The sequence below is a fragment of the Lignipirellula cremea genome (assembly GCF_056501455.1).
On the sequence record NZ_CM151415.1, the window covers coordinates 3,766,661 to 3,782,402 of the forward strand.

13 protein-coding genes are annotated in these 15,742 nt (G+C 63.5%); 7 read left to right on the top strand and 6 right to left on the bottom strand.

Features of this window, described 5'->3' with window-relative positions; all coding sequences use genetic code 11:
* Positions 1-267: 267 nt before the first annotated feature.
* Complete coding sequence (locus SH602x_RS14915; protein ID WP_479472661.1) at positions 268-1,635, bottom strand: transposase; 1,368 nt, start codon at positions 1,633-1,635, stop codon at positions 268-270.
* A gap of 55 nt (positions 1,636-1,690) precedes the next feature.
* The gene (locus SH602x_RS14920) at positions 1,691-3,307 is read right to left on the bottom strand and encodes a hypothetical protein (RefSeq protein ID WP_479473061.1); all 1,617 of its coding nucleotides are present in this window, start codon (positions 3,305-3,307) and stop codon (positions 1,691-1,693) included.
* A gap of 201 nt (positions 3,308-3,508) precedes the next feature.
* On the opposite strand from SH602x_RS14920, the gene SH602x_RS14925 reads away from it, so the two are divergent.
* Positions 3,509-4,876 carry a transposase gene (locus SH602x_RS14925; protein WP_479472661.1) on the top strand — a complete coding sequence of 456 codons (1,368 nt, stop codon included), beginning with the start codon at positions 3,509-3,511 and terminating at the stop codon, positions 4,874-4,876.
* A 27-nt stretch (positions 4,877-4,903) separates the two neighbouring features.
* Here SH602x_RS14925 and SH602x_RS14930 read toward each other — a convergent pair whose 3' ends face one another.
* Complete coding sequence (locus tag SH602x_RS14930) at positions 4,904-6,097, bottom strand: HD domain-containing protein (protein WP_479473062.1); 1,194 nt, start codon at positions 6,095-6,097, stop codon at positions 4,904-4,906.
* 845 nt (positions 6,098-6,942) lie between these two features.
* Here SH602x_RS14930 and SH602x_RS14935 point away from each other — a divergent pair.
* Genes SH602x_RS14935 through SH602x_RS14945 form a run of 3 tightly spaced genes read left to right on the top strand, consistent with a single transcriptional unit; the run spans position 6,943 to position 11,042 of the window.
* Positions 6,943-8,238: a glycosyltransferase family 4 protein gene (locus SH602x_RS14935; protein ID WP_479473063.1), complete on the top strand. Its 1,296-nt coding sequence runs from the start codon at positions 6,943-6,945 to the stop codon at positions 8,236-8,238.
* Positions 8,239-8,269: 31 nt separating this feature from the next.
* A complete protein-coding gene (locus SH602x_RS14940; protein WP_479473064.1) occupies positions 8,270-9,115 on the top strand; it encodes a sulfotransferase family protein in 846 nt (281 codons plus the stop codon).
* Between the two features lie 43 nt (positions 9,116-9,158).
* Complete coding sequence (locus SH602x_RS14945; RefSeq protein WP_479473065.1) at positions 9,159-11,042, top strand: DegT/DnrJ/EryC1/StrS family aminotransferase; 1,884 nt, start codon at positions 9,159-9,161, stop codon at positions 11,040-11,042.
* 22 nt (positions 11,043-11,064) lie between these two features.
* Here SH602x_RS14945 and SH602x_RS14950 read toward each other — a convergent pair whose 3' ends face one another.
* The 3 genes from SH602x_RS14950 to SH602x_RS14960 form a co-directional block, all read right to left on the bottom strand.
* Positions 11,065-11,805: a pyridoxine 5'-phosphate synthase gene (locus tag SH602x_RS14950; protein ID WP_479467581.1), complete on the bottom strand. Its 741-nt coding sequence runs from the start codon at positions 11,803-11,805 to the stop codon at positions 11,065-11,067.
* A 129-nt stretch (positions 11,806-11,934) separates the two neighbouring features.
* A complete protein-coding gene (locus SH602x_RS14955) occupies positions 11,935-12,432 on the bottom strand; it encodes a hypothetical protein (RefSeq protein WP_479473066.1) in 498 nt (165 codons plus the stop codon).
* On the bottom strand, positions 12,389-13,429 hold the full coding sequence (locus SH602x_RS14960; RefSeq protein ID WP_479473067.1) for a hypothetical protein: 1,041 nt from the start codon (positions 13,427-13,429) through the stop codon (positions 12,389-12,391). Before SH602x_RS14960 ends, SH602x_RS14955 begins: the two co-directional genes overlap by 44 nt.
* A gap of 280 nt (positions 13,430-13,709) precedes the next feature.
* Between SH602x_RS14960 and SH602x_RS14965 the strand changes: the two genes are divergently transcribed.
* From SH602x_RS14965 to SH602x_RS14975, 3 genes are all read left to right on the top strand, one after another.
* A complete protein-coding gene (locus SH602x_RS14965) occupies positions 13,710-14,144 on the top strand; it encodes a response regulator (RefSeq protein WP_479473068.1) in 435 nt (144 codons plus the stop codon).
* A gap of 278 nt (positions 14,145-14,422) precedes the next feature.
* On the top strand, positions 14,423-14,761 hold the full coding sequence (locus SH602x_RS14970; protein ID WP_479473069.1) for a four-helix bundle copper-binding protein: 339 nt from the start codon (positions 14,423-14,425) through the stop codon (positions 14,759-14,761).
* 211 nt (positions 14,762-14,972) lie between these two features.
* The gene (locus SH602x_RS14975; protein ID WP_479473070.1) at positions 14,973-15,731 is read left to right on the top strand and encodes a hypothetical protein; all 759 of its coding nucleotides are present in this window, start codon (positions 14,973-14,975) and stop codon (positions 15,729-15,731) included.
* Positions 15,732-15,742 lie beyond the last annotated feature (11 nt).

Below are 15,742 nucleotides of genomic sequence, written 5' to 3' on the forward strand. Positions count from 1 at the left end.
CAACATCGGCGATACGCAAGGTCTGCTGTGTCGGCTACTGATCCGAAGGAAGGCTTGCCCATCGCTCAAAATCCAGGTCCCTAATCTCCACGATTCCACCCTCTCCTGTCCAAACTGAATACGGTGGCGCGAGAGACTGATCATGACGCGACCAGTCGAGCGAAGCGAATATCTTTCCCAGCCGGCGGAAGCGCCTGCCGCCTTCGCAGCGCGTCGCCAGTGCCGTTAGCAGTCCGTTGATTTCCCTGTTCGCGAGAGCCTGAGCGTTCAAAAGGTCGCTGAGCGTCGAGGCATCAGGAGCGGGAGCCGGACGGCGACCGAGATGCTTAAGATCGCTCGATGCGATCCGACGGCGAAATCAGCGAAGCTGGAGAGCCCAAACGCGGCGGAAAGCGCTGCTCCCAGTTCTCCGAACTGTTTCGGCTTACCGGCGCCGAGGAGTTGGCGCAGGATCCGTCCCAAGTTGTAAGCGACGGCGGCGACGAGGTAGCGCTTGCGGATCTTGGCCAGCCCGCGAAGCCAGGTTCTCCTGCCGCCGCCCGTTTCGAGCACGTGCGCGAACGTCCGCTCGACCTTCTCGCTTCGTAGACGCTGCAGCCTGCGACCGCGACGTCCGCGCGCGTTCCGGCGATTGCGACGATAGGCCGCCTGACGACTCGGCGGCTTGCGTTTTCGCTTCCGAGACTTCGCTCGCTTCGGCTGCGGAATATACGTCCGCACGTGCGTCTCGTGCTGCAGCCGGTCGAGCGACTCTTCGCTGTGATAGCCCTTGTCCGCCGCGACCTCTTCCACGTCGCAGCCCGTGCCCGCCTCGCGCAGGTTCGTTCGCGCGGCGTTCACGGTATCTTCGATCGTCCGGCAGTCGCCGGCGGTCCCTTCGTAGACTTCCGCCGCGACGATCACGTCCGTCTCCAGATCGACGGCGTGTTCGACCTTGTACTTGAGATGCGTGCGACCGTCCTTCATCTTCCCGATCCGAGCGTCGGGATCGTGCGGATTGACCCACTCGTCGTTGGAGACCTTCTTGTCCTTCCGCTTCCTGTCGAAGCGGCGCAGCTCCTCGTCGTCCGGGTCGCTTACGCCCGTTTCGGCTTCGTAGAGCTTGCGAACGTACTCCTGCCAGTCGTCGCCGTTCTCCCGGCGGACGATCGACTTCATCGAAGCGTTCGCTTCGAGATCGCTGGCGTCGACGCCGAGCGTTTTGCCCTTGAGCAGACCCTTCTCGTGGCAGAGGCCGAGAACCAGGTCGAACGCGAGCTGATGGATCTCCAGCGGCAGCCGGTTTCGCGTCAGCGTGAGCGTCGAATGGTCCGGCGTCTCCTCGCCGGGACCGAAGCCCAGGAAACGGGCCAGCGAGCGACTGTCGTCGCAGCGCCAGGCGATGCCGCGCTGGCTGTCGATCCCCTCGAAGTAACCGATGAACAGCATCCGGAAGTAGACGCCCGGCGCCAGGCTCTTTCGCCCCGTCGTTTCGTAGTACGGAGCGGCCGCCTCTTCGAGCCGTCCGTCGAATTCGATCTCGGCCAGCAGCCCGTTCAGACGGTCGTAGAAGACGTTTCGCGGACCGCTCCCCAGCTTGTCCGTCGGAACCCAGAACGTCCCCTGCGTCTCCCGCTTCCGCTTGCCCAAGCCCATCGCGATTCCTCCCCCGCGTCGAGATCACGCGAGGATAGCGCAGGCAGGGCGAAAATCAACGGGCTGTTAGGCACTCTTTGTCACTGAGCATCCAGACCGCACTGGCACAAAAATGTTGGAAGTCCGAGCAGTCTCGATACTTAGTGTGCTGGAACTCCTGTACGAACCTTACCAACGGGTGCTCGCGGTTTGCGCTTCGGAAGCTTCCTTGCACAGAGACTAATCCCTCTGCCTTTCCTGTGTAGCTGACCACAGGCACGTAGGACATTCGACGTTCTTCGATCCCCAAGTCCGATTCGTTGATCTCAGCTACTCGCGGGCGCACGATAGACACTCGCGGTTTATCTGCGACCAGGTCAATTTCTGCGAACCGTAGCAGGAGCCGTGCGACCTTTGTTTCTATGTCTCCGTACCCAGCGCCTAGCCATCGGCTTACGCTCGTTCCGAACGCGATCCTCATCCCCATCCTGTTTCTAAATATCAATTCACGGTGGTTCCGATCTCCGTCAACGCTGGCTTCTACTTCCCCTATCGCTGATAGCGGTAGCCAAGTCGCTTCCGCATCGCTCTCGGACTCGAGGATTGACACATGGAGGTAGTCCCATAGGTCCGTTCCTCGCATGAGATGCACGGGTGCACGGTGCATCATCGACAAACGCCAGAAATCCTCCTGCGATAGTCCCGTACGCGTCGCATGCAATACCGGAAGCCATGCCTTTGCGTGTGCCAATCGGAGAAGGTCACTAACTTTGGTCCAGGTGGAATCGCTGTGCCAGCTTCGGTCGGGAGGGGTCCGGGAGGGCGTGAGCACCGGTTTTAGGTCACCGCGAATGTCTACCACGAACGGATCGCCCAGATGGAGCGGGCTTCCGCCCCAACCTAGGCTATACGCCAGTTCGTCACTGTCGTCTTCGCGTCCTGGCTGTCCGCATACGAGTATGCCATCCATACACGTCGCCGACTCCCGGTGCGAACTCTGATACTCAGTGCTCTTGTCCCCGATCGTCAAGAAAAGCTTATGCTCCTTGCCCTTTTCTTTCACCTCAAAAGCTGCTTCGGAGTTTTTGATTGCCGGATTTCCTTTGTCATCCTTGAGAAGCCCGATCCGTATAGTTCCGCCGAGTCTCGGATCGGCCTCGCTTAAGGCGTATTCGATCAGCTTTATGCTCGTAACGCCCGCTTCCTCGAGTCCTGTCTTTCTGTATGCCGGCTTGATCGGAATTTCTACATCGTTGGCGATTTCCTCCACGGAAGTCTTGGCGGCGATCGGGAATTCTGTTGCTAACGCATATCCCCGGGCCACCGCGCAAAGCATTACCTCATCTGCCTGCTCGTCGAGGAAGGTAGGCTTTCGAGGTCCCGTAGCCTCAACCGCAGTCCCGACCGGCTGTTCAGGATGGCCGTCGCGAATAACTAGCAGGCCTCCAAGGCCGTTGATCTCGATTTCCAACGGGTCTCCGTACCCTCTGCCGGGTCCGTAGTCTCGGCGCGTTTTTATCCCAATTCGATCACCGAACATGAAGCACGACATGAAACCGATGCCGAACTGCGAGCAGGGATCGAAATCGACGCCGTTCGCTCGAAACGCAATCCGCTGCTGCGCAAACTCCGGCGAACGATAGTAACTTCGTCCTGCATTGGTCAAGAAGTTGCGCACGATCGACTCATCCATGCCAATGCCATTGTCAGTACAACGCACAACCTGATGACCAGATGAGTCGATGAAGTGTTGAAGCTCAACTCGCCCTCCTTCCCAGTCCGGATGCCCCTTTCCATGTGTGGCGACCCTGTGCCGCAAGGCATCTAGCAGCCCGTTGATTTTCGCCCTGCCTGCGCTATCCTCGCGTGATCTCGACGCGGGGGAGGAATCGCGATGGGCTTGGGCAAGCGGAAGCGGGAGACGCAGGGGACGTTCTGGGTTCCGACGGACAAGCTGGGGAGCGGTCCGCGAAACGTCTTCTACGACCGTCTGAACGGGCTGCTGGCCGAGATCGAATTCGACGGACGGCTCGAAGAGGCGGCCGCTCCGTACTACGAAACGACGGGGCGAAAGAGCCTGGCGCCGGGCGTCTACTTCCGGATGCTGTTCATCGGTTACTTCGAGGGGATCGACAGCCAGCGCGGCATCGCCTGGCGCTGCGACGACAGTCGCTCGCTGGCCCGTTTCCTGGGCTTCGGTCCCGGCGAGGAGACGCCGGACCATTCGACGCTCACGCTGACGCGAAACCGGCTGCCGCTGGAGATCCATCAGCTCGCGTTCGACCTGGTTCTCGGCCTCTGCCACGAGAAGGGTCTGCTCAAGGGCAAAACGCTCGGCGTCGACGCCAGCGATCTCGAAGCGAACGCTTCGATGAAGTCGATCGTCCGCCGGGAGAACGGCGACGACTGGCAGGAGTACGTTCGCAAGCTCTACGAAGCCGAAACGGGCGTAAGCGACCCGGACGACGAGGAGCTGCGCCGCTTCGACAGGAAGCGGAAGGACAAGAAGGTCTCCAACGACGAGTGGGTCAATCCGCACGATCCCGACGCTCGGATCGGGAAGATGAAGGACGGTCGCACGCATCTCAAGTACAAGGTCGAACACGCCGTCGATCTGGAGACGGACGTGATCGTCGCGGCGGAAGTCTACGAAGGGACCGCCGGCGACTGCCGGACGATCGAAGATACCGTGAACGCCGCGCGAACGAACCTGCGCGAGGCGGGCACGGGCTGCGACGTGGAAGAGGTCGCGGCGGACAAGGGCTATCACAGCGAAGAGTCGCTCGACCGGCTGCAGCACGAGACGCACGTGCGGACGTATATTCCGCAGCCGAAGCGAGCGAAGTCTCGGAAGCGAAAACGCAAGCCGCCGAGTCGTCAGGCGGCCTATCGTCGCAATCGCCGGAACGCGCGCGGACGTCGCGGTCGCAGGCTGCAGCGTCTACGAAGCGAGAAGGTCGAGCGGACGTTCGCGCACGTGCTCGAAACGGGCGGCGGCAGGAGAACCTGGCTTCGCGGGCTGGCCAAGATCCGCAAGCGCTACCTCGTCGCCGCCGTCGCTTACAACTTGGGACGGATCCTGCGCCAACTCCTCGGCGCCGGTAAGCCGAAACAGTTCGGAGAACTGGGAGCAGCGCTTTCCGCCGCGTTTGGGCTCTCCAGCTTCGCTGATTTCGCCGTCGGATCGCATCGAGCGATCTTAAGCATCTCGGTCGCCGTCCGGCTCCCGCTCCTGATGCCTCGACGCTCAGCGACCTTTTGAACGCTCAGGCTCTCGCGAACAGGGAAATCAACGGACTGCTAGGCTGTTCTGGATCAGCTCTCGGACAAATAGCGAGTTCATTCTGTAGAGCTTGTCTGTCATAAGCAGCTTCACGACCTCATCTCGCGATAACCCGAATTCTAGATCGGCGTAGCGGTACGAGCTATTTCGCGGGCCGATACGATCGCGGTCGACTTTGCGCGGCAACGAAAGTCGGTAGTGGATAGGTGTATCGCGAGGGAACTCGTCTACGACGCGATGCGACTCGCCAAGCTCAAAGTCGATTGCGTCCATGAATTCATATGCCGCCTTTTGATATGCAGGATGCTCGCAGGCGAGCGTAAAGCGGACTCGCTTTGACGAGATCTCCCAGCCCTCGACTGACCGATGCTTCGACCATTCCAGCAGGCTAACGGCACTGGAAAAGCTTATTGTTCGGAGTAAAGGAGTTGGGGTCCTGTCTCGGTCGAAATCCAAAATGTCTGCGAGACGTAGTATCAACGCGAGGAAGCGGACATTGACCCTATGGCGTCCTATTGCGGCGTCGAGTCGAAATCCATTCTCGTCCGTTAGCCTCGCGGCGGGCATTACGTGCGAAACGCAGAGGCGACCCAGCAAATAAGCCAAGCTTGTGCCTGCCACCGATAGATCGCTGCCGGCCGCGTAGAGACTCTGAACGAGTTGTTCGGCGCGCTCGCCGTGCGTAACCCGAAGGAAGTGCGTGCGGTGCGCGTCGAGGTGCTGCTGCAACTTTGCCGACAAGCCCTGCTTTTCTTGCGAGGTAAACCGAGGGTCGTCGAGTTGACGGCGAATCTCGCGCAGATTCGGATGGTCGATCTCCCACCGGTCAAATGACAATCGGTACTCCGACGAGTCTTGGATCCTCGTCCACTCTTCGGCCTCGGGCACCATGCCCTGATCGTGGAAGAACGCGGACAGGATAAGCAACGAGACTTCTATCGCGTTCAGTTTCTCCAAGTCATCGCCCAAGATTATCGCCATCAGTTCCGTCACTCGGAGGAGATGATCTCGATCGTGAACAGTAAACTCCGGATGGAAATAGGCGAATGGTTTAATTCGTTCAGATGCCGTTCTGCAGGCCTCGCGCACTTTCGTCGTTAGCTCCGACGCTACATCGCGATGCTCCGTCTCGGCGAATCCAGAGGAGAGACGCTTCCAAAGCATTGTGTCTGTGAGCGAGTCGAGTGCTAGGACTGGCATCAGAAACTCCTTCCGGATTGATCAATAGCGGTAGATTAGCTCAGCGACGTCCTGAGCTCGCAGCTGCGGGTGGTGCTTCCGGATGGCGTCATGGGACTCGTGCCGCATGAGCATCATCAGGACGTTCTCCGGAACTCGCATCGCCCAGCGCAATCCGAATGATCGCCTGAAATAGCGGAGACTCGCAGGGCTCGGGGGATCGTCCAGGCGTTTCGGTTCTGAGAAAACGCCGGCGTGACGCGCGATTCTCGTTGCGATGCGCCCAATCGTCTCGCCCTTGGGACGCCTCGTTCAGAACGAGGGGACCGGAACACGTTGCCGCTTCGCTCGAAGGGAGGGGTGAGCGTTAGCAGTGTCGCAAAGTCGCGGGTCAGAGGGTAGATCCGATGCTTCCCGCCCTTTTCCAGAGCGGCGTCGATCGCCGTCACCGGGAACGGCCCGGAGAAATCCAGATAGATGCGATCCTTTCGGTCCCAATAGAGGTTCATCGCCTCGTTCGTCCGAAGGCCGGAAAGCCACATTCCGCTCAGAAACGCCCGTCGTTGATCCAATCGGCGGCAGTTCGTCGGTCTTCGATTCGGAATTCAAACGCCGGTTCGATTGACGGCGCTTGGTCGCGTGTTCGGGATCGATGCACGTTGGGGTTGTCGTTCGCGGCGGCTTTTGCGTAAAAGCTCGCGGGCCTGCGAGTCCCGCTGCGTCGGCGCCGCCTCGCATCGCGGCAAGGATTGCGCGCAAGGTTTGGCGCGTCCTCGCGGGCGAAACAGGGATGTTTCGCGGCCTTGCGCTGCTCGTCGAGCCGCCGACGCGTTCGGCTCAGACTTGATTATCGCGTCGGTTGAATCATGCGGCTGCTTGCCATTTACCGCCACTACTGGCCCGATACGACGCCTTACGCGCTCTTGCTCAAGGCGATTCTTGAGCACGCCGTGGTCGAGGGGCACGAGGTGACCGTGGTGACGGCGCAGCCGAGCTACAACGGCGTGCGTTGCGACCGGCAACCGTGGGAAGAGCAGGTCGGCGGCGTCCATGTGCGGCGCGTGCCGCTGATGAACGAGCGCAAGGGGCAGCGGCTTCGGCGGCTGTCGAACTCGCTCTGGTTCGTGCTCCGCGGCATGCTGCATGCGATGTTCCGCCGGCGCTACGACCTGGTGATCGCCAACGGCCACCCGCCGATCTTGATGGGGCTCGCGCTTTGTACGCTGCGAGCGCTGACGGGCACGCGGTACGTGCTGCATTTACAGGACATTCACCCCGAGTCGCTAAGAGCGGTGGGGAGCATGCGTTCCGGGGCGCTCTTCGCCGCGGCCCGCTGGCTCGACACGCTCGCCTGCCGACATGCGGAGCGGATCGTCACGCTTTCGGAAGATATGGCGGACTCGCTCGCTCGGCGCGGATTCGCGCGTGAGAAGGTGACGCTCATTCAAAATGCGCCGCTGTGCGTGGAGGACGACCGACGAAGCGAGACCGCATCGACGTCCAGTCCCATCGCGCGTCTCGACGATCGCCCCTTGTTTCTGTTCGCGGGCAACCTGGGCAATTTTCAGGCGCTCGATCTGGTCGTCGCCGCTGCGCGTCAGGTCGCCCGGGAGCGACCGCTGCGACTGGCATTCTTGGGGACCGGCGCGGCGAAGGCGCGGCTGACCGAGTTGGCCGGCGCGGAACTGTGGCGTTCGATCGAGTTTCACGACCACGTCCCCACTGCCGAGGCTTTCGCGGCGATGCAGGCCGCCGATTTCGGCGTCGTGTCGCTCCACCGTGACGTATTCCGCTACGCCCTTCCCAGCAAGACCATGACCTACCTCGCGGCGGGGTGTCCGGTGTTGGCCGTCGTCGAGCCGGAAAGCGAACTCGCCCGCATCGTCCATCAAGAAGAGCTCGGCTTCGTGGCCGGCAACGATTCGATCGACGCGGTCGCCGAAGCGATGCACCGCGCATGCGAGCGACGTGCTGCTTTCACTCCTGAGCGTCGGCGAAGTTTGCAGCGTCGCGGGGTGCAGCTGTTCGGCCAGGCGCGAATGCTCGCCGCGTGGTCGAAGCTGCTGACGGAGCTTTCGCCCGAGTCGCCTTTGAAACTTGTCACGCTCGTCGATGCCGTCGCTGTCTCGGAAGCCGACGACGCTGACGCCCGCGCCGCTTGAACCTTCCGCTTCCAGCGAACGATTCCGGACCATGCAACCGCTCGCTTGCCGCCCTTTGGTGATCATCGGCGCCCCGCGCTCCGGGACGAACATGCTGCGCGACCTGCTGGTCGAGTTCGCGGGCGTGAGCACCTGGCCGTGCGACGAGATCAACTTTCTGTGGCGGCGCTACAACGCCGGTCATCCCACCGACGAGCTGCGGCGGGAACATGCCCGGCCGCGCGTGATCAGCTATATGCGGCGGCAGTTCGCCAGCCTCGCGCGCGGCGCCGGCGCGACGACGGTGGTCGAGAAGACATGCGCCAACTCGCTGCGGGTCGAGTTCGTCGATGCGATCCTTCCCGAGGCACAGTACATCTTCCTGTCGCGTGACGGTCGCGACGCGGTCGCTTCCGCGATCGAACGGTGGCGGGGACGCGTCGAGCCGGCTTATGTGTTACAGAAGGCGCGGTACGTTCCGCTGACCGATCTGCCGCGGTATGCATGGCGCTTCGCGACGAGTCGCGTCCATCGGCTGATCAGCCGCGATAAGCGGCTCTCGACGTGGGGACCCCGCTACGCCGGAATGGAACAGACGCTCGTCGAACAGGGACTGGCTGCGGCGTGCGCCGAGCAATGGACGCGGTGCCAGACATCCGCGGCTGCGGCGCTGGCCGAGCTGCCCTCCGATCGCGTGGCGAGCGTTCGCTATGAGGAATTCGTCCAGCGGCCCGCGGTGGAACTTGCCCGGCTGCTGAAGTTCGCGGAGATCGAATTCGACAGGGAGAAGGTCGCTCGCGTCGTCGCGGGGGTATCGACCCGCAGCGTCGGGAACTGGCGCTACGCCGGTTTACCGGAGAGCGTTCTCGCCCGGCTGGAGACGCGTCAAGCTGCCTGAATCCGTTCGCCACATTCCGCTCCCGTGGAGCCGTTTCGCCTCGATGCTCACTCGCCGCCAACAGTTCGCGAAGCGCGCGTTCGACGTGACGCTGGCCCTCGCGGGATTGATCGCGACCGGGTGGCTGATCGCGCTGTGCGTGCTCACCATCCGCGTAGCGACCGGCGACGGCGGGATCTTTCGCCAGGAGCGGATCGGTCGCGGCGGTCGCTCCTTCACGATCTTCAAGCTGCGCACGATGCGGCGCAGCTCGTTGACCGCAACGTGCGTGACCACCAGCGCCGACCCCCGGATTACGCCGCTGGGACGGTTCCTGCGACGGACCAAGCTCGACGAACTGCCGCAGTTGTGGAACGTGCTCGTGGGCGACATGAGTTTCGTCGGACCGCGGCCCGACGTCCCGGCGATGGCGCCGCTTATGCGACGGCACGCGCCGCAACTGCTGGACGTGCGGCCGGGGATCACCAGCCCTGCGTCGCTGAAGTACCGCGACGAAGAGACGCTGCTCGCCCGCCAGGCCGACCCGGAGGCTTACAACGCGGCGGTCGTTTTCCCGGACAAGCTGCGGATCAACGTCCGCTACTTCGCCACGTACCGGTTCCGAAATGACCTGATCTGCATCTGGCAGACCGTCGTCGGCGGCACGCTGGCCGAGTACGACGACGTTGCCGAAACCGCCACGCCTTCTAACCACGAAAACGTTCGGATCGCTATGAGCACGCCCGTCGCCAACGATTCGCCCTGGCCAGCGTTCGACGAGGAGATGGTCGAGGCGGTCGCTCGAGTCTTGCGCTCCGGTCGCGTGAACTACTGGACCGGCGAGGAGGGGCGACTTTTCGAGGCAGAGTACGCCGCTCACGTCGGCTGCCGGCATGCGATCGCGATGGCCAACGGCACGGTGGCGTTGGAGCTGGCGCTGCTCGTGCTGGACGTTGGTCCCGGCGACGAGGTGATCGTCCCCAGCCGCACTTTCATCGCGACGGCCAGTTGCGTGGTCGCCCGCGGCGCCCGGCCGGTGTGCGCCGACGTCGACCGGGAGAGCCAGAACCTGACCGTCGACACAGTGGCGCCGTTGGTGACGCCGCGGACAAAAGCGATCATCGCCGTTCATCTCGCCGGTTGGCCGTGCGACATACCGTCGCTCGTGCAGTTCGCTCGGCCGCGCGGAATCGCCGTCGTGGAAGATTGCGCGCAAGCCCATGGGGCTGAATGGAACGGGCGCCCCGTCGGTTCGCTGGGGGACGTCGGTTGCTTCTCCTTCTGCCAGGACAAAATTCTTACCACTGCCGGGGAAGGCGGGATGCTGGTCACCGACCGCGACGACCTCTGGCAGCGGGCGTGGGAGTACAAGGACCACGGCAAGCGGATCGAGACCTTTTACTCTCCGCAGCCCCCGTCGACTCAGTTCCGCTGGCTGCACGACAGCTTCGGATCGAACTATCGCCTCTCGGAAGTCCAGTCCGCCGTCGGGCGGATCATGTTGCGTCGGCTTCCCGAGTGGCGCGCCGCTCGGACCAGGCATGCCGAAGAGTTGCAAGACGTCTGCGCGAGTTTGCCCGCGCTGCGCACGCCGCGACCCCCTGAGGGCGCGCGGCACGCCTACTACAAGTTCTACGCGTTCGTCCGGCCTGAACGACTGGCCGCTGGCTGGTCGCGGGATCGGATCGTGGCGACGCTTCGCGAGCGGGACGTCGCCTGCTTTTCCGGATCTTGCAGCGAGATCTACCGCGAGGCGGCGTTTCCCGCCGCCTGGCGTCCGGCGACGCGGCACGCCGTCGCCAAAGAGCTAGGCGAAACCAGCCTGATGTTCCTGGTGCATCCGACGCTCACGGAAGCGACGCGAAGCCGGACGCTCGCCTCGCTTCGTGAAACGATGGTCGAGGCGACCGCAATTGCAGGGGAAGCTTATGACAGCGCTGCGGCCTAGGTCCGTGCGCCGGCGGACTTCGTCAGGCGTCGGGCTTTTCTTCCAGGAGCAGCAGGTCCTTCATCTCGCGGACGGCCTGAGTCAGGCCGACGAAGATGCTGCGGCTGACGATGCTGTGGCCGATATTCAGTTCCAGCATGCGCGGAATCGCGGCGACGGGGCGGACGTTGCGGTAGTTCAGGCCGTGCCCCGCATGCAGTCGGACGCCGGCGGCGACGATGCTCTCGCCGGCCTGCACGAGCCGGACGAGTTCCCGTTCGACGGCTTCGCCCTTCGCCAATGCGTACTGGCCGGTATGCAGCTCGATCGCCTCGACGCCGAGGCCGAAGGCGATCTCCAGTTGGCGCGGATCGGGGTCGAGGAAAAGGCTGACGACGACGCCCGCGTCGCGCAGCGCGCCGATCGAGCGCTTCGCCGGTTCAAGCTGACCGACCAGGTCGAGGCCCCCCTCGGTCGTCACCTCCTCGCGGCGTTCGGGAACGAGCGTCGCCTGCTCGGGCTTCGTTTCGCAGGCGATCTGCACCACGCCCGCATCGCAGGCGAGTTCCAGGTTGAGCTTGCAGGCGACGGTCTCCTTCAGCAGTCGCAGGTCGCGATCCTGGATATGCCGGCGGTCTTCCCGCAGGTGGACAGTAATGCCGTCCGCTCCGCCGAGTTCCGCCGCGGCCGCCGCCCAGACGGGGTCCGGTTCGTACGTCCGGCGAGCCTGCCGCAGCGTCGCGACGTGGTCGATGTTGACGCCCAGTTCGATCAGTCGATGCATGGAAGGAAGTCGGTCGAAGCAGGATCGTGGAAGTTCGCGAGGCGAGGACAGCCACACGAGGCGTAGGGTTCGCAGCGCGGATTCTATCCGGCTTCGACGGATAGCGCAGAGCGAGCGCTCCCGGCAGGCTCACCCTCCGAAGAACTCTTTATCCGCCCAAGAGACGATCGCGCCGAGGATGGCGATGAGAATCACTGCGCCCAACGCGAGGACGATCAACGTCATCAGCACCGAGGCCGTTTTCTGGGCGACGACGTTAGGCGGCGCTTCGGAACCGGCCTCGTCGGCTTCCTGCGCGGCTCGAATGGACGCGAGAACTTGAGTCGCTTCCGCGAACGAATCGGCGCTGACGTCGAGCGCGTGATAATGGCGGCCGCCTTCGAGGTGGTAAAGGCTCGAATGGGCGATGTCGATGGTCGAGATCTCCGCGCGGAGTCGCGCAGGAATTCCCCGTGCGATCAACTCGTCGCAGACGAGCGACGCTTCGCCGAAGCTTTCATACCGCGATGCTTCCCTCCACTCAGCGATCTTCGACGAATGGTGGAGCAGACTGCCGCAGTAGGGGCAGTACTGCCAGTCGAGGTCAGGTGCGAGGGGCCTCGCGCATTCCGGACAGGGAAACTTCATGCGGAGGCTCGGAGGGTAGTAATCGGATCTCGGAAGAAACGCCGGGGACGATTCGCACGCCCGACGGGCTCGGAACGCCGATCGTGACGTCGACGTTTGCGGCCTGGTGTTCGATGCGAAGTTCGCCGGCGAGCGCTTCGGCGGCGTCAGGGTCGGGCGCCGCGACCCACAGGGTCGGCCCCCAGGAAGATTGACCGATGCCGCGCACGCCGCGAGCGCGGAGCGACGCGACCAGTCGCTCGGCGAATTCGCTGGCGTACGTTCCCGCTTGAGCGCCCCGGAACAACTCGCCCGACTCGCGACCGAAACGGTAGGCCGACTCGGCGAAGGCCTCGAAGTCCGCAGCTTCGACCGCGGGCACGAGCTCGTCGAACAGTCGCCTTCGCATCTGCTCCGTCACCTCCGGCGGCGTCGGCGGCAGAGCGCGGAAGAATCGATCCTCCGAGGCGCCGTGCGCGCCCGCTTCGCCGAGTTGACGGACGAGCACGAAGCGCCACGAATCAGGAAAGGGCAAGCGTCGTCGCAACGGAGCCAAGGCTTCGCCGTCGCGTTTTTCGTCTTCGGCCAGGAAGCCGCCCAAAAAGAATCCGCGAACGCCGATTCCCGATCGACCGCCGCGTCCGACGAGCGACGCCAGCGCCTGCGGATCGGAGCGCTCCTGACCGATAACCTGATCGAGGGCGAGAGCCGTCGCCAGCGCGAGCTGCGTTCCCAGTCCCAAGCCGACATGCTGTTCCGGGGCCGACTCGCCGCGAATCTCGACCTTAGGGAGCGCTTCCCCGCGTCCGGCGGTCCAGCGACCGGCGAAGGCGGCGATGCGGTCCGCGTGCAGGCCCGAGGGGGCGAAACGATCTGCCGGTCGCACATGCAGGACCAGGCTCGGCTGCTGCAGCATCGCGCCCGCGCCGCCCGACGCGCCGGCTCCCTCGCCGATGGCGAGCAGTCCGAAGTGAAGCCTCGTCGGAGCGACGACGCGAAACTCGCTCGACGGAGTCATGTAGCCGGCGGACAGGGCGAGACAGGTGAAGGGTCGCCCGATTATATCGACCGACGTTCTTTTGTGGCTGCCGGGGAGGGAAGCGCCGCGACCGGGGCGGGGCGAAGCGGCTTGAGGGAGTTCATCTTGCTGGGCCCGCCTACCACGGGGGGTTGCTGGAAGGTTGCCTCGGATTATCCCGGTAACGGGACCGGAAATCGGCACAGCTCATGCCTCGGCCGCAACAGGGGTACAGTTCATCACTCTCTCGTTGAAGCGTCGTGCTGGAAGCGGCTTTACGATGGAACGATCGAACCGAGTGACGGAGAGCCCCATGGTCCATTGCACGCGGGTACTGATCGTCGACGACAACGTCGGAATCCGGACGACCCTGTTTCGCCTGCTCTCGAAGCGACCGGAGTTGCAGGTCGTCGGAATCGTCGGAACGGGCGAGGAAGCCTGCTATCTCACGGCGACCGAGGATCCGGACATCGTCGTGATGGACGTTCAGATGCCGGGCATGGGGGGCGTGGAAGCGACGCGGTGGATTCACTCGCACGTTCCCCGCGCTCGCGTGCTGGGAGTCTCCGCTGCCGACGAAGCGATCGTCGGGATCGACATGAGAATGGCCGGCGCCGTCCGCTTCATCTCGAAGATCGCGGGCATGAGCCAGATCGTCGACGCCGTCAGCGCCGTCGCCTGCGAAGCGAACGGCGATAGGCCTGAACAGGCCTGAACGCCGCGTCCGTTCTTCGGATCGTTCGCCGGGGCGGAAGTTCGACCTTGCCGCTCTTTGTGGTCGCTATCCAATCGCGCCTGATACTGCGCGACACCCCGCGAAGCGGTGGGATGCGCGACCAGGCGTCGACTTGCTCGCGGTTGCAGGTCAGGAATGCGCCGGATCCCCTCGCTCAAGGATGGAATTCCGTCGTCCGGGCGCGTCGCTTGCCCGACTCCTGTTCGGGCTTCGTCGCGTCGACGGCCCGGCAACTACCGCTACGAAGGAGACCTACCATGCCTCAAGACGACTTCGGCCCCTGCATCGAGGCGTGCATTCGCTGTGCTCAAGCGTGCGAGCGCTGTGCGGACGCCTGTCTGAGCGAGAAAGACGTGAAGGCGATGGCCGAGTGCATTCGCCTGGACCGGGATTGTGCAGAACTTTGCTGGACGTCAGCCGCGTTCATGAGCCGCGGATCGCAGTTCGCCCAGGAACTCTGTCGCGTCTGCGCGGACGTCTGCGAAGCCTGCGGCGCCGAATGCGGCAAGCATCAGCACGATCACTGCCGCCGATGTGCGGAAGAGTGTCGGCAGTGCGCCGAGGAATGCCGTAACATGGCGGGCGCGTCCGTTTAGCAGGCTGCTGCAAATGGCAGCGAGCCGTGAGGAACTTGTTCCGAACTTGGCGAGACTGCGAAACGCCTGGAAGGCGTTTTGCAGCAGCCTGTTAGTGCGTGTCGCACAGACCTGTAGCGTACGCGGCGCTCTGAATCGGAGCGTATTCGGCGAACGATCCGCTACAGTTGCGCGATAAGCGCTTTAGCCGATCGCATCGCAGGTAGATGGAATGCTCGAGAAAGCCGCGGTCACGTTCTGCGGAGCTCTCGCGCTGGCCCTGATCCACCTCTTCGCCGCGAGACTCCGTTTTCTGGACGTCGTCCCTCGCAGTCGCTGGCTCTCGCTGGCCGGCGGCGTCTCGGTGGCGTATGCGATCGTACATCTGCTGCCGGATCTGGAGGAACGCCGCCGCACGATCGCCGAGTCCGGCGATTCGCGTTTCCTGGAGCATCTCCTCTACCTGATCGTGCTCGCAGGGCTGGTCTGCTTCTACGGCATGGAGAAGCTGGCGCAGCGTCAGCGCCCGCGCTCGGACCGGGAAATTCAGAACTCGAAGCGCCGCTCGTCGGAGCGCGACGAACCGACGCCGGACGCATTGTTCTGGATCCACGTCGGCTCGTTCGCGGTTTACAACGCGCTCATCGGGTACGCGCTCGTGAAGGAGGATCGGGACCTTCGAACGCTGGCGCTCTACGTCGTCGCGATCGGGTTCCACTTTCTGGTGAACGATCATGGACTTCGCAAGCGGCACCGGCGGCAGTACGAGATCTTCGGCCGCTGGGCGCTGTCGGGAGCGGTCATGGCCGGCTGGGCGCTCGGGCTCTCTCTCGACGTCTGGCCCGTGATCACCGCGGCGATCCTCGGCTTCCTGGCGGGCGGCATCCTGCTGAACACGTTCAAGGAGGAACTTCCCGAGGAACAGGAGAGCCGTTTCTGGGTCTTCAGCGCCGGAGCGGCCGTCTACTCCGCCGCGCTTCTTTGGACGTGAGTGCGAGGAGA

Coding starts and splice junctions, on each gene's coding strand:
- SH602x_RS14915 (WP_479472661.1), bottom strand. CDS start 1,635: ATGGGCTTGGGCAAGCGGAAGCGGGAGACGCAGGGGACGTTCTGGGTT.
- SH602x_RS14920 (WP_479473061.1), bottom strand. CDS start 3,307: ATGGATGAGTCGATCGTGCGCAACTTCTTGACCAATGCAGGACGAAGT.
- SH602x_RS14925 (WP_479472661.1), top strand. CDS start 3,509: ATGGGCTTGGGCAAGCGGAAGCGGGAGACGCAGGGGACGTTCTGGGTT.
- SH602x_RS14930 (WP_479473062.1), bottom strand. CDS start 6,097: ATGCCAGTCCTAGCACTCGACTCGCTCACAGACACAATGCTTTGGAAG.
- SH602x_RS14935 (WP_479473063.1), top strand. CDS start 6,943: ATGCGGCTGCTTGCCATTTACCGCCACTACTGGCCCGATACGACGCCT.
- SH602x_RS14940 (WP_479473064.1), top strand. CDS start 8,270: ATGCAACCGCTCGCTTGCCGCCCTTTGGTGATCATCGGCGCCCCGCGC.
- SH602x_RS14945 (WP_479473065.1), top strand. CDS start 9,159: ATGCTCACTCGCCGCCAACAGTTCGCGAAGCGCGCGTTCGACGTGACG.
- SH602x_RS14950 (WP_479467581.1), bottom strand. CDS start 11,805: ATGCATCGACTGATCGAACTGGGCGTCAACATCGACCACGTCGCGACG.
- SH602x_RS14955 (WP_479473066.1), bottom strand. CDS start 12,432: ATGAAGTTTCCCTGTCCGGAATGCGCGAGGCCCCTCGCACCTGACCTC.
- SH602x_RS14960 (WP_479473067.1), bottom strand. CDS start 13,429: ATGACTCCGTCGAGCGAGTTTCGCGTCGTCGCTCCGACGAGGCTTCAC.
- SH602x_RS14965 (WP_479473068.1), top strand. CDS start 13,710: ATGGAACGATCGAACCGAGTGACGGAGAGCCCCATGGTCCATTGCACG.
- SH602x_RS14970 (WP_479473069.1), top strand. CDS start 14,423: ATGCCTCAAGACGACTTCGGCCCCTGCATCGAGGCGTGCATTCGCTGT.
- SH602x_RS14975 (WP_479473070.1), top strand. CDS start 14,973: ATGCTCGAGAAAGCCGCGGTCACGTTCTGCGGAGCTCTCGCGCTGGCC.